Consider the following 13,977-nt stretch of genomic DNA (forward strand, 5'->3'; position numbering starts at 1 on the left):
TTGCAGGCTAGCGAGTGATGAGACTCGCCACGGCACTCTGACGGCACAATCGGTCGGTAGTTCAGCGTGTGCCAGGCCGGTGGTCGGCGCCCGCCTTCTTCGCGAGCGAACCCGTGAAGAAAGCGGTGCAGGCATCTTCAATCCAGCGCCTTCCAGATCTGCGTAGCATATTCGCGAATGGTCCGGTCCGATGAGAACCAGCCCATCCGCGCCGTGTTCAGGACCGCCATACGCCACCATTGCTCCGGCGTGTGCCACAAGTCCTCGACGCGCTGCTGGGCATCCCAGTAGGCATCGAAATCGGCGCATACCAGGAAGCGGTCGTAGGCCACCAGCCCATCGATCAAGCCGGTGTAGCGCGAAGGATCGTCCGGCGAGAACACGCCGCTGCGAATCGCCTGCAATACGTCGTTGAGGCGGTTGGACGCAGCAATCGCCGCAGTGGCGCCAAAATCACCCGCCCGCTTGCGCGCCTCGACCTGCTGGGCGGTCAGGCCGAATATGAACATGTTGTCGGCACCGACCTGCTCGCACATTTCCACGTTGGCCCCATCCAGGGTACCGATGGTCAGTGCGCCGTTCAGGCCGAACTTCATGTTGCTGGTGCCCGAGGCTTCGTAACCGGCCGTGGAAATCTGCTCGGAGAGGTCCGCAGCCGGGATGATGCTCTCCGCCAAGCTGACGTTGTAGTTGGGCAGGAACACCACCTTCAACAGGCCACGCACGGTCGGGTCGTTGTTCACCACCCGGGCGATGTCGTTGGTCAACTTGATGATCAGCTTGGCCTGGTGGTAGCTGGCCGCCGCCTTGCCGGCGAAAATCTTCACCCGCGGCACCCAATTGGTGCCAGGGTCGTTGCGCATGGCCTGGTACAGGGCCACGGTATGCAGCAGGTTGAGCAACTGGCGCTTGTACTCGTGAATACGCTTGACCTGCACGTCGAACAGCGCTTCGGGGTTGACCGTTACGCCAACGCGGTCCTGGATGATGCTGGCCAAGGCACGCTTGCTGTGCAGGCGCTGAGCCGCGAACTGCTTGCGGAAACCCGCCTTGTCGGCGAACGGCACCAAACCGGCCAGGCGCCCCTCCGGGTCGTCCTTGAGCTCCGGCCCCAGCGCCGCCACCAGCATGTCGGTGAGTTGCGGGTTGGACTGGTACAACCAGCGGCGGAAGGTAATGCCGTTGGTCTTGTTGTTGATACGCTGCGGATACAACTTGTGCAGCTCGGCGAACACCGTGCTCTTCATCAGCTGGCTGTGCAACGCCGAAACCCCGTTGACGCTGTGCGAGCCGAGGAATGCCAGGTTGCCCATGCGAACTCGGCGGCCGTTGTCTTCCTCGATCAGCGACACCGCCCGCAGCACGTCGAAGTCGTGCAGGCCTTTGGCACGCAGGCTGTCGATATGGTACGCGTTGATCAGGTAGATGATCTGCATGTGCCGCGGCAGCATGCGCTCCATCAACGCCACCGGCCAGGTTTCCAGCGCTTCGGGCAACAGGGTGTGGTTGGTGTAGGCCAGGGTGCCGACGGTCAGCTCCCAGGCCTTGTCCCATGGGATTTCGTGCTGGTCCACCAGCAAGCGCATCAGCTCCGCCACGGCAATGGACGGGTGCGTGTCGTTGAGCTGGATGGCGGCCGCATCGGGCAGATTAAGCAGCGAGGCATGCTGGTTCAGGTGGCGGCGCAGCAAGTCCTGCAGTGACGCGGATACGAAGAAATACTCCTGGCGCAGGCGCAGTTCCTGCCCGGCCTCGGTACTGTCCGCCGGGTACAGCACACGCGAAATGCTCTCGGCACGCGCCACCTCGGCCACTGCGCCCAGGTGGTCACCGGCGTTGAAACGCTCCAGGTGCAGCTCTTCCAGCGCCCGTGCCCGCCACAGGCGCAGGGTGTTGACGCTCGAACCCCGCCAGCCGACCACCGGCGTGTCGTACGCCACCGCACGCACGGTCTCGCCAGGTGACCACACCTGGCGTTGGTTGCCGTTACTGTCGTGCACCGTTTCGACGCTACCGCCAAAGCTGATCGGGTAGATGACTTCGGCACGCTCGAACTCCCAAGGGTTGCCGAAGTCCAGCCAGTTTTCGGTCTGCTCCTGCTGCCAACCATCGACCAGTGCCTGGCGGAACAAGCCATGCTCGTAGCGGATCCCGTAGCCATGGGCGGCAATGCCCAGGGTCGACATGCTTTCCATGAAGCAGGCGGCCAGACGCCCCAGGCCACCGTTGCCCAATGCGGCATCGGGCTCCAGCAGGCGGATGCGCTCCAGGTCCACGTCCAGGTCTTCCAGGGCCTCTCGGGCGATGTCCAGCAAGCCCAGGTTGCTCAGGCTGTCGTAGAGCAGGCGGCCAATCAGAAACTCCAGGGAGAGGTAGTAGACCCGTTTCTGGCTGCGTCGATAGGCCTGGCGGGTGTGGTCCATCCAGTGGTCGACCATGTGATCGCGCGCGGCCAGGGCGATGGCTTCGAACCAGTCATGGTCGAAGGCGTGCTCCGGGTCCTTGCCAACCGCGTAGGTCAGCTTGTTCAGTACGGCAGCGCGAAAATCCGCGACTTCGGCGTCACGAGCTTCAGGTTCCTGAGACATGGGGCATCCTCGGGCAAGTTGACGAAAGCGGAGGGAGAGTGTTCAGACTAGACCCTTCGACAGGGGGAGACAGTTACGGTTCGCAGTTTTCATGCCGACTTGGTGATTCCGGCAAAAGGTTGTTCATAAATTGAACAATTCCGGTATCATCGCGCGCCCCAAGACCGTGATCCGCCCTTTATAAAGATGAAAACGACCCTGATCGCCGCAGCCGAAGTCGACCGCCTGGAGACCTGGCAGCGCTACACCAGCAACATGTGCCATGGCTGCCATTCGACCTGCTGCACCCTGCCGGTGGAGGTGAAGATCAAGGATCTGATCCGCATCGGCGTAGTCGACGAATTCGAGAAAGACGAACCGCCGAAGAACGTGGCCAAGCGCTTGCAAAAAGAAGGCATCATCGAGCGCTTCAACCAGAAGTCAGGCATCTTCACCCTGACCCGGATGAGCAACGACGACTGCATGTATCTGGATCGTAAAAGCCGCCTGTGCACCATTTATGACAAGCGCCCGGACACCTGCCGCAACCACCCCAAGGTTGGCCCGCGGCCGGGGTATTGTGCGTACAAGCCCAAGGTGGTCGGGCGCTGATCAGGTAGCTGGGCGGGCTTTCACCCGCTGCCAGCAGGGAAACTCTGGCAGGCCCCGCCGTGGTCTGTTGGCGGATGCTCCGGATACGCCTGCGGCACCACGCTGACCGCACTGGTGGCGATGAACCCGTCCGCGAATTTCGCTTCTACAAACTGTGCCTGCCACCCCACGGCCGGCATCGGCCGCTGCAGCATGAAGCGCTGGCTGGGCGCGAGCGCTTCAGCTTGATAGCGCACGCCGCAGGCATAACGGAAGTCGCGGTCCTGGCTGTTGGTTGCCGTCCACACCGTCACGGCCACAGGCCGCTCGGACAGCTCGAAAAGTGTTTGTCCTGGCTGCTCGCCGGCTGACGCTCTTACGCTGGGCAGCGGTTTTTCATCGCGCAGACGCACCAGCGCCGGCACCAAGGTACTGATTACCGCGTGGCGCACGCCGCCATGGTCGGAGTTGGGCAGCACCCTCAGGCTGGTCTGCCCTGGGAGGCGTTGCTGATAATCGGTGACCGGGTCAGGGGCGAAGAAATCGTCACCACTGGCCGATACCAGGTATTTGGGTATCGCCAGGCGCTGGCCGTCCTCGTCCAGGTACTGCATCGGGTCCATCATCGCCATCAGCTTGTCGAAGGGCGCAGTACCCAGTTGTTGCAGCACCCCGGCCTGCTGGTAAGGGGCCAAAGCCAATGGCCAGTTGCCGCCATAGCGCTTGCGCAAACCAGCCAGCATGGCTGAGGTATCCGCAACGTCGATCACGCTGGGCACGATGGCCATTACTCGCTCGTCGGCCAATGCCGTCAGCCAAGCGCTCCAGCCACGCTTGGAGGCGCCGGTGATGATGAATTGGTTCACCGTGAGCCCTTGCAATTGCAGCTCCTTGACGGCCAGGTCCATTGCCCGGCTTGCCGCTGCAGCCATGGGCACATGCAGGGGCAACTCCGGGGCTGCGGCCCCACGTAGCGCGTGCGCCCAGGTATGCGCTACGGCGTCATCTTCACGCAGGGGCTCGCTGGCATCGCTGAAAGTCACGTACTGGTTGGGCGCGTCGCTGACCATGACCACGGCCATCTGCGTCTTCATGGCGACCTCACGCAATGCGTCGCGAGCGTAGTCCGGGGTTTGCGCCGGACCGTGGCGCACGCCGTTGTTCACCACCAGCAGGGCTTTGCCGGGCACCGCATTGTGCGGGATGTGCAGCTCCACATCATGCTGCCAGCGGCGTGGTTCCACCACCGGCTCCGGCGCCCACGATTGCGAAACCATCTGTAGCCGGCGAAACGCGTAACCAGGCTCGAACACCTGTTCAACCAGCACGGACTCCAACGGGGTTTGGCGTACGTTGTCGATATGGCAGCGCGCAACGTGCTGGGGGCGCAGGCCTGTGCAGTCCTGCAGCGCGCTAGCGGGCAAGCTCGCCACCAGGCAGGGGACGAGGAGCGCGAACCGGTATTTCATGAGTGCTTCCTTATCTAGACATCACTCCACGCTAGGTCACCCTGCCGCCCCCCACAAGGGCGGAAAGCCCATGAGTGGCGTAACTTACGCCTGCTTAAGACATAGACTACAAACCACTTCGCCAAACAAACGAAAACGCCCCCGGCCTTTCGACCGGGGGCGTTTTCATTCAGCCTGAGCTAACTCAGTTCTTGGCTTTCTTGGCAGCGCGGGTACGCTCGCCTTCGTCCAGGATCTTCTTGCGCAGACGGATCGACTTAGGCGTGACTTCGCACAGCTCGTCGTCCTGGATGAATTCCAGGGCCTGTTCCAGGGTGTGGCGAACTGGCGGTACCAGGGCGATGACTTCGTCTTTGCCCGAAGCACGCATGTTGTCCAGCTTCTTGCCCTTGGTCGGGTTCACGCCCAGGTCGTTGTCACGGCTGTTCAGGCCGATGATCTGACCGTTGTAGATCTCCTGGCCGTGTTCAACGAACAGCTTGCCGCGAGCCTGCAGGGTTTCCAGCGAGTAGGTCAGTGCCTTGCCGGTCTCGACCGAAACCAGAACACCGTTCAGGCGGCCAGACATCTGGCCCGACTTCATGGTGTCGTAGCGGTCGAAGATCGAGGTCAGGATGCCTGCACCGTTGGTCAGGGTCAGGAACTGGTTACGGAAGCCGATCAGACCACGGGCTGGAATGTTGTATTCCAGGCGAACACGGCCCTTGCCATCCGGCACCATGTTGGTCAGGTCACCCTTACGCAGGCCCATCTCTTCCATGACCTTGCCCTGGGATTCTTCAGGGATGTCGATGGTGACGTTCTCGAACGGTTCCTGCTTCACGCCGTCGACTTCGCGGATGATCACTTCAGGGCGGCCAACAGCCATCTCGAAGCCTTCACGACGCATGGTTTCGATCAGTACCGACAGGTGCAGCTCGCCACGGCCCGATACCTTGAACTTGTCAGGGGAATCGGTTTCCTGAACGCGCAGGGCTACGTTGTACAGCAGCTCCTTGTCCAGACGGTCCTTGATGTTGCGGCTGGTGACGAACTTGCCTTCTTTACCGCAGAACGGCGAGTCGTTGACCTGGAAGGTCATCGAAACAGTTGGCTCGTCAACGGTCAGCGGCTTCATCGCCTCTACCGCGTCCGGGGCGCACAGGGTGTCGGAGATGAACAGCTCATCGAAACCGCTGATGCAGACGATGTCGCCAGCCTGGGCTTCTTCGACGTCGACGCGGTGCAGGCCGTGGTGGCCCATCAGTTTCAGGATACGGCCGTTACGTTTCTTGCCGTTGGTGTCGATGGCGACCACCGGGGTGTTCGGCTTGACGCGACCACGGGCGATACGGCCAACGCCGATAACACCGAGGAAGCTGTTGTAGTCCAGTGCGGAGATCTGCATCTGGAACGGGCCGTCACGGTCAACAGACGGTGCAGGTACGTTGTCGACGATCGACTGGTACAGCGCGGTCATGTCTTCGCCCATGGCGGTGTGGTCCAGACCGGCAATGCCGTTCAGGGCCGAGGCGTAGACGACTTTGAAGTCCAGCTGTTCATCGGTGGCACCGAGGTTGTCGAACAGGTCGAAGATCTGGTCCAGAACCCAGTCCGGACGCGCGCCCGGGCGGTCAACCTTGTTGATCACGACGATGGGCTTGAGGCCGGCTTCGAAGGCCTTCTTGGTCACGAAGCGGGTTTGCGGCATCGGGCCGTCCTGGGCGTCGACCAGCAGCAGCACCGAGTCGACCATCGACATTACACGCTCGACCTCGCCACCGAAGTCGGCGTGGCCGGGGGTGTCGACGATGTTGATGTGGTAGCCGTTCCAGTTGATAGCGGTGTTCTTCGCCAGAATGGTAATACCGCGCTCTTTTTCCTGGTCGTTGGAGTCCATGACGCGCTCGTCGTTGAGCTCGTTACGCTCCAGGGTGCCGGACTGACGCAGGAGTTTGTCGACCAGGGTGGTTTTACCATGGTCAACGTGGGCGATGATGGCGATGTTACGCAGATTTTCGATCACAAGTGTATCTCGATCAGAGGATTCGGTTGCCGCCCAGTGTAGGCGGCGAATATGTACTGTTTGAGGCTCAGCGGGCCCGGCGGTCGGGAGGGCGATGGCGGATACTGCCGCCATACAGCCCCGGCGTCTTATGTCGGACGATAAACACGCACATTGGCATGTCCCTCACTGAGCAGGTGGTGTGCGTGCAAACGGCTCATCACACCCTTGTCGCAATACAGCAAGTACTGGCGCGTGGGGTCCAGGTGCTTGAACTTGCTGTTGATGGCATAGAACGGCATGGCCTGAACCTCGATACCTTCCAGTACCAGAGGCTGATCTTCCTGGGCGTCGGGGTGACGAATGTCGATGACGACCTGGCCTGGCAGCGCCTCGGCCACTTCCTCGATTTCGATGTCCTTGCCCAATTCATCGATTACGTGGTCGATGGAAATGAACTTGGCGCGCTCCAGGGCGCGCTCCAGCACGGCCATGTCGAACTGCTTTTCTTCGTGCTCCATGCGGTGACGCTTGGCATGGGTGGTCGGGTTCACCGAGATCACGCCACAGTATTCCGGCATGTGCTTGGCGAAGTCGGCGGTGCCGATTTCGGTGGCCTGGTCGATGATGTCCTGCTTATGCGTGGCCAGCAGCGGGCGCAGCACCAACTTGTCGGTGGCCGAGTCGATGATCGACAGGTTCGGCAAGGTCTGGCTCGATACCTGGGAAATCGCCTCGCCGGTCACCAATGCGTCGATCTGCAGGCGGTCGGCCATATGCGCGGCACCGCGCAGCATCATGCGCTTGAGGGTCACGCCCATGTAGCTGTTGTCGACCTTGTTGAGGATTTCGCCAACCACTTCCTCGAACGGCACGCTGATGAACAGCACGCGCTGACTGCTGCCGTACTTCTTCCACAGGTAATGGGCCACTTCCATCACGCCCAGCTCGTGGGCACGGCCGCCGAGGTTGAAGAAGCAGAAGTGGGTCATCAGGCCACGGCGCATCATCTGGTAGGCCGCCACGGTAGAGTCGAAGCCACCGGACATCAGCACCAGGGTCTGCTCCAGCGCACCGAGCGGGTAACCGCCAATGCCATTGTGCTGGTTGTGGATCACATACAAGCGCTGGTTGCGGATCTCGATGCGTACCATCACCTCGGGGTTCTTCAGCGAGATACCGGCAGCGCCGCACTGCTGGCGCAGCTGGCTGCCGACGTATCGGTCGACGTCCATCGAGGTGAAGTCATGGTGACCCCCGCGTTTGCAGCGCACGGCGAAGTGCTTGCCGGCCAACAGGTGGCCAAAATGGTGCTTGCACTTGGCGACGATATCGTCGAAGTCACCCAGCGGGTATTCCTCTACCTGCAGGAAATGGGTGATACCCGGGGTGCAGGTGAGGCGCTCGATCATCTCGCGCTGGACCTTCTCGTCTTCGACGCGGGTAACCACTTCGAGGTTGTCCCACACACCATCCACCGCAAGCTCAGGGTCGAGGTCCTTGAGCACGTTGCGGATATTCTTGCCGAGCTGGCGGATGAAGCGCTTGCGCACCGGCCGGCTCTTGATGGTGATTTCTGGGAAGACTTTGACGATGAGTTTCATTGGTTAACAGCGCGCGCAGGGCCTGCCGAAAATGAGGGGCGCGAATTATATCGGAAATTGCTCAGGATTTGAGCAACTTTTGTACAGAAGGTCGGATTTTATTGCCTGTGTCGCCCTCATAGCCGGCAAACCGGCGCCCACAGGTCATTCGCAGGCCTCAAGTGTTGCGCCTTACCGGTGGGCCCCGCTTGCCGGTGATAAGGCCCTCAAAGAAGGCACACCTCCCAAGATTCGCACCATATCGGTGCGTAAATGCCAAAATCCGCATCTAAAGAGTGCACACTTCAATCCCAGCCCCGGGCAAAATGCCCGTAAACGCCCCCTTTTATCCCGCGCTCGCCATTTTCGGGCACTGGCATGCAATTTGCTCCCTTGTGAGGCAGGTAAGCTTGGCCGACTATCCGCGCCCAGCAACACCCTTTTTCCAGGGCAGCGGCCCACCGCGCTCTAGACCATCCGGAGGACAACATGTCGAAGTCGGTTCAACTCATCAAAGATCATGACGTCAAGTGGATTGATCTGCGTTTCACGGACACCAAAGGTACTCAGCACCACGTGACCATGCCGGCGCGCGATGCGCTGGACGAAGACTTCTTCGAAGTCGGCAAGATGTTCGACGGCTCCTCCATCGCTGGCTGGAAAGGCATCGAAGCTTCCGACATGATCCTGATGCCGGTTGACGAGACCGCCGTTCTGGACCCGTTCACCGAAGAACCAACCCTGATCATCACCTGCGACATCGTCGACCCGTCGAGCATGCAGGGCTACGACCGCGACCCACGCGCCATCGCCAAGCGTGCCGAAGAGTACCTGAAGAGCACCGGCATCGGTGACACCGTCTTCGCAGGCCCGGAGCCTGAGTTCTTCATCTTCGACGAAGTCAAGTTCCAGTCGGACATCTCCGGCTCGATGTTCAAGATCTTCTCCGAGCAAGGCTCGTGGATGACCGGCGCTGACGTGGAAGGCGGCAACAAAGGCCACCGCCCAGGCGTGAAAGGCGGCTACTTCCCGGTTCCGCCGTTCGACCACGACCACGAAATCCGTACTGCCATGTGCAACGCACTGGAAGAAATGGGTCAGACCGTCGAAGTTCACCACCACGAAGTGGCAACTGCCGGCCAGAACGAAATCGGCGTCAAGTTCAACACCCTGGTGAAGAAGGCTGACGAAGTACAGGCGCTGAAGTACGTTGTGCACAACGTTGCCGACGCCTACGGCCGTACCGCTACCTTCATGCCGAAGCCACTGTACGGCGATAACGGTTCGGGCATGCACGTTCACATGTCGATCTGGAAAGACGGCAAGAACACCTTCTCCGGCGAAGGCTATGCCGGCCTGTCCGACACCGCCCTGTACTTCATCGGCGGTATCATCAAGCACGGTAAGGCCCTGAACGGCTTCACCAACCCGTCGACCAACTCGTACAAGCGTCTGGTTCCAGGTTTCGAAGCCCCGGTGATGCTGGCCTACTCGGCGCGCAACCGTTCCGCTTCGATCCGCATTCCTTACGTCGGCAGCCCGAAAGCCCGCCGTATCGAAGCCCGCTTCCCGGACCCATCGGCCAACCCGTACCTGGCCTTCGCAGCGCTGCTGATGGCTGGCCTGGACGGTATCCAGAACAAAATCCACCCAGGCGACGCGGCCGACAAGAACCTGTACGACCTGCCGCCAGAAGAAGCCAAGAACATCCCGCAAGTGTGCGGCAGCCTGAAAGAAGCTCTGGAAGAGCTGGATAAAGGCCGTGCGTTCCTGACCAAGGGCGGCGTGTTCTCCGACGACTTCATCGACGCCTTCATCGAGCTCAAGAGCGAAGAAGAAATCAAGGTCCGCACCTTCGTGCACCCGCTGGAATACGAGCTGTACTACAGCTGCTGATCTGATCGGCGCCCGGCGCCGGTGAGCTGATCAAACGGCCTCCCTCGGGAGGCCGTTTTCGTTTCTGCTGTCACCATTTTCGGAAGCGTCCTACCCCCGATGATCTGCCAACACCGCCAAACTCGGGCCTTCACCCTATGCTCTGGAGGTTTGTCATGCGTCATTTCCCCTTCGCCGCAGTGGCTGTATTGGCCCTGACCGGTTGCACTGCAGAAGCCCCGCCGGATACGGCGTTGTCCGCGTTGCTCGACAATATCGAACGGCGCCTGGCCCTGGCTGAAGCCGTGGCGCTGCACAAGTGGGACACAGGCCAGCCCGTGCAGGCAACACTGCGCGAGCAGCAGGTGCTGGCCAATGTCCGTGCTGCCGCACCTGGCCACGGCCTGGCGCCACAACGCGCCGAAGCGTTTTTCGCCGACCAGATGGAAGCCAACAAGTTGCTGCAATACACCCTGCTGTCGGACTGGCACCGCGAGGGCACGGCGCCGCACACGCAACGCCGCGACTTGCAGACAGACATCCGCCCGCAACTGGATGACCTGCAAGGCACACTCCTGCAACGGCTGGCAGCCTTCGACCGTGAGCCCGCGGCAGGCTGCAGCACACGGCTGGCCAAGGAACTGGCCGGCCGGTCCGCGCCCCAGCCACTGCACCAGGCCTTGGTTCGTGCCACGGGTCAACTGTGCGATAAATCCTGAAAGCTCTATGCTCCTTATTGGTGCATTCTTGCGACCGACGCCCTTGAATGCACCCCAAAAAAGGTCACAAGAAACGTTAAACCAGAACATTCTGGTGCGAATCTGCGCAGTTTCGGGTGCTTATCGGACAATTCCGCTTCTTTTCGGAGCTTTGGTTTGTTTCTTGCATTTTATGCACTGAAACTGGAATCAGCGGATTCACTGCGCCCCGGGTTCTGGCTGCACCCTGCCAGACAAGCGCCAAAAGAGGTCAACGACGCCTTATGACCATCAGCGATGCACAGCACCGTCTGCTTCTGGACAACCTGACCACTGCCACGCTATTGCTCAACGGTGAGCTGCGCCTGGAATACATGAACCCCGCTGCAGAAATGTTGCTGGCGGTCAGTGGCCAGCGCAGTCACGGGCAGTTCATCAGCGAACTGTTCACTGAATCGACCGAAGCGCTCAGCTCGTTGCGCCAGGCGGTCGAGCAGGCGCACCCGTTTACCAAGCGCGAAGCACAGCTGACTTCCCTGACCGGGCAGACGATCACGGTTGACTACGCAGTAACGCCAATCCTGCACCAGGGCCAGACCTTGCTGCTGCTGGAGGTGCACCCGCGCGACCGGCTGCTGCGCATCACCAAGGAAGAGGCCCAACTGAGCAAACAGGAAACCACCAAGATGCTGGTGCGGGGCCTGGCTCACGAAATCAAGAACCCCCTTGGGGGCATCCGCGGAGCTGCCCAGTTGCTGGCCCGCGAGCTGCCCGAGGACGGTCTGCGCGACTACACCAATGTGATCATCGAAGAGGCCGACCGCCTGCGCAACCTGGTCGACCGCATGCTGGGCTCGAACAAGCTGCCCTCGCTGGCCATGACCAACATCCATGAAGTACTGGAGCGGGTCTGCAGCCTGGTCGAGGCTGAAAGCCAGGGTTGCATCACATTGGTGCGCGACTACGATCCAAGCCTGCCGGATGTCCTGATCGACCGCGAACAGATGATCCAGGCGGTGCTCAATATCGTGCGCAATGCCATGCAGGCCATTAGCTCGCAGAACGAACTGCGCCTGGGCCGCATCACCTTGCGCAGCCGCGCCTTGCGCCAATTCACCATCGGCCACGTGCGCCATCGCCTGGTGGCCCGGGTGGAGATCATCGACAACGGCCCCGGCATCCCGCTGGAACTGCAAGACACCCTCTTCTATCCCATGGTCAGCGGTCGCCCGGACGGTACCGGGCTCGGCCTGGCCATTACCCAGAACATCATCAGCCAGCACCAGGGCCTGATCGAGTGTGAAAGCCACGCAGGCCATACCGCCTTCTCGATCTACCTGCCTCTGGAACAAGGAGCCACCGCCTCATGAGCCGAAGTGAAACCGTATGGATCGTCGACGATGATCGCTCCATCCGCTGGGTCCTGGAAAAAGCCCTGCAACAGGAAGGCATGACCACCCAGAGCTTCGATAGCGCAGACGGTGTCATGGGGCGCCTGGCCCGCCAGCAGCCGGACGTGATCATTTCCGACATCCGCATGCCGGGGGCCAGCGGCCTCGACCTGCTGGCACAGATTCGCGAGCAGCACCCACGCCTGCCGGTCATCATCATGACCGCCCACTCCGACCTGGACAGCGCGGTGGCATCGTACCAAGGCGGTGCTTTCGAGTACCTGCCCAAGCCGTTCGATGTGGACGAAGCGGTTTCGCTGGTCAAGCGGGCCAACCAGCACGCCCAGGAGCAGCAAGGGCTGGACGTGCCACAGAGCCTGGCACGCACGCCGGAGATCATCGGTGAAGCCCCGGCGATGCAGGAAGTGTTCCGCGCCATTGGCCGCCTCAGCCACTCCAACATCACCGTGCTGATCAATGGCGAGTCCGGTACCGGCAAAGAACTGGTAGCCCACGCCCTGCACCGCCACAGCCCGCGCGCGACGGCACCGTTCATTGCCCTGAACATGGCCGCCATCCCCAAGGACCTGATGGAGTCCGAGCTGTTCGGCCACGAAAAAGGCGCTTTCACTGGCGCCGCCAACCTGCGCCGGGGCCGCTTCGAGCAGGCCGATGGCGGCACCCTGTTCCTCGACGAGATCGGCGACATGCCCGCCGATACCCAGACCCGCCTGCTGCGGGTGCTGGCAGACGGCGAGTTCTACCGGGTCGGCGGCCACGTGCCGGTCAAGGTAGACGTGCGTATCATCGCCGCTACTCACCAGAACCTCGAGTCACTGGTGCAGGCTGGCAAGTTCCGCGAAGACTTGTTCCACCGCCTGAACGTGATTCGCATCCATATCCCGAGGTTGGCTGACCGGCGCGAAGACATCCCCGCACTCGCCCGCCACTTCCTTGCCCGTGCCGCTCAAGAGCTGGCGGTCGAGCCGAAGGTTCTCAAGCCGGAAACCGAGGAGTTCATCCGCAACCTGCCATGGCCGGGCAACGTGCGGCAGATGGAGAACACTTGCCGCTGGATCACCGTTATGGCCTCCAGCCGCGAGGTATTGATTGGTGACTTGCCGCCAGAGTTGCTGAACCTGCCCCAAGACGCGGCACCCGTAACCAACTGGGAGCAGGCGCTGCGCCAGTGGGCTGACCAGGCACTGGCGCGTGGGCAATCCAACCTGCTGGACAGCGCGGTGCCAAGCTTTGAGCGGATCATGATCGAGACCGCCCTCAAGCACACCGCCGGCCGGCGCCGCGATGCGGCGCTGTTGCTGGGCTGGGGGCGCAACACCCTGACCCGCAAGATCAAGGAACTGGGGATGAATGTGGCGGGTGGCGATGACGAGGAAGGTGACGAGCACTGAGCATCAGGTTAACCCTCGAGATCTTTGGGGCTGCTGCGCAGCCCTGTCGCGACACAAGGCCGCTCCTACACGATTCATCTCTGCCTCCGGGCTGATGCGTTACCTGTAGGAGCGGGTTCACCCGCGAAAGGGCCAGGCCTGCGGGCCAGTTTCTGCCAGGCATTGTGCATTGCCGGTACCACCGTATTCGCGGGTGAACCCGCTCCTACATCGATAGATGATGCCGGCCCGACTCCGCAGGACTGCCGGCCACCCCCGCCCATTCTAACCGGCCTTGTGCCGCGACAGGGCCGCAAAGCGGCCCCAGCTGTTTCAGCCTTCCGATGCACCGTTCCTGTGCCCGCTGCACCTCGCCAAGGCACAAACCCCCTCAAAAACCGGCCGAATCCCCCTCAAAACCCAGTATT

9 protein-coding genes are annotated in these 13,977 nt (G+C 61.5%); 5 read left to right on the forward strand and 4 right to left on the reverse strand.

The features are described 5' to 3' along the window. Positions 1–137: 137 nt before the first annotated feature. Positions 138–2,588 (reverse strand): glycogen/starch/alpha-glucan phosphorylase, encoded by a 2,451-nt coding sequence (locus ACF8SD_RS17765; RefSeq protein ID WP_392484909.1) that lies wholly within the window; start codon positions 2,586–2,588, stop codon positions 138–140. Between the two features lie 186 nt (positions 2,589–2,774). Here ACF8SD_RS17765 and ACF8SD_RS17770 point away from each other — a divergent pair, with 186 nt between their 5' ends. Continuing rightward, positions 2,775–3,179 (forward strand): YkgJ family cysteine cluster protein, encoded by a 405-nt coding sequence (locus ACF8SD_RS17770; RefSeq protein ID WP_003249225.1) that lies wholly within the window; start codon positions 2,775–2,777, stop codon positions 3,177–3,179. A 20-nt stretch (positions 3,180–3,199) separates the two neighbouring features. Here ACF8SD_RS17770 and ACF8SD_RS17775 read toward each other — a convergent pair whose 3' ends face one another. The 3 genes from ACF8SD_RS17775 to thiI form a co-directional block, all read right to left on the reverse strand. After that, the gene (locus tag ACF8SD_RS17775) at positions 3,200–4,627 is read right to left on the reverse strand and encodes a PhoPQ-activated protein PqaA family protein (RefSeq protein WP_392484910.1); all 1,428 of its coding nucleotides are present in this window, start codon (positions 4,625–4,627) and stop codon (positions 3,200–3,202) included. Between the two features lie 184 nt (positions 4,628–4,811). Further along, positions 4,812–6,632 carry a translational GTPase TypA gene (gene typA / locus ACF8SD_RS17780; protein ID WP_009681218.1) on the reverse strand — a complete coding sequence of 607 codons (1,821 nt, stop codon included), beginning with the start codon at positions 6,630–6,632 and terminating at the stop codon, positions 4,812–4,814. Between the two features lie 128 nt (positions 6,633–6,760). Further along, entirely contained in the window at positions 6,761–8,215 is a 1,455-nt protein-coding gene (gene thiI / locus ACF8SD_RS17785; RefSeq protein WP_173891377.1) for a tRNA uracil 4-sulfurtransferase ThiI, read from the reverse strand. Between the two features lie 468 nt (positions 8,216–8,683). Between thiI and glnA the strand changes: the two genes are divergently transcribed. The 4 genes from glnA to ntrC all read left to right on the forward strand — a co-directional run bounded on the left by glnA (position 8,684) and on the right by ntrC (position 13,570). After that, entirely contained in the window at positions 8,684–10,090 is a 1,407-nt protein-coding gene (glnA, locus tag ACF8SD_RS17790; RefSeq protein ID WP_009685006.1) for a type I glutamate--ammonia ligase, read from the forward strand. A 155-nt stretch (positions 10,091–10,245) separates the two neighbouring features. Further along, complete coding sequence (locus tag ACF8SD_RS17795; RefSeq protein ID WP_173891378.1) at positions 10,246–10,788, forward strand: chorismate mutase; 543 nt, start codon at positions 10,246–10,248, stop codon at positions 10,786–10,788. Between the two features lie 263 nt (positions 10,789–11,051). Beyond that, the gene (glnL, locus tag ACF8SD_RS17800) at positions 11,052–12,137 is read left to right on the forward strand and encodes a nitrogen regulation protein NR(II) (protein ID WP_009685004.1); all 1,086 of its coding nucleotides are present in this window, start codon (positions 11,052–11,054) and stop codon (positions 12,135–12,137) included. Beyond that, positions 12,134–13,570, forward strand: coding sequence for a nitrogen regulation protein NR(I) (ntrC, locus tag ACF8SD_RS17805; RefSeq protein WP_173891379.1), 1,437 nt, complete (start codon positions 12,134–12,136; stop codon positions 13,568–13,570). The genes glnL and ntrC overlap by 4 nt, the downstream gene beginning before the upstream one ends. The last annotated feature ends 407 nt before the right edge of the window (positions 13,571–13,977 follow it).

The sequence above is a fragment of the Pseudomonas sp. CJQ_9 genome (assembly GCF_043106615.1).
GTDB classification, from domain to species: domain Bacteria; phylum Pseudomonadota; class Gammaproteobacteria; order Pseudomonadales; family Pseudomonadaceae; genus Aquipseudomonas; species Aquipseudomonas juntendi.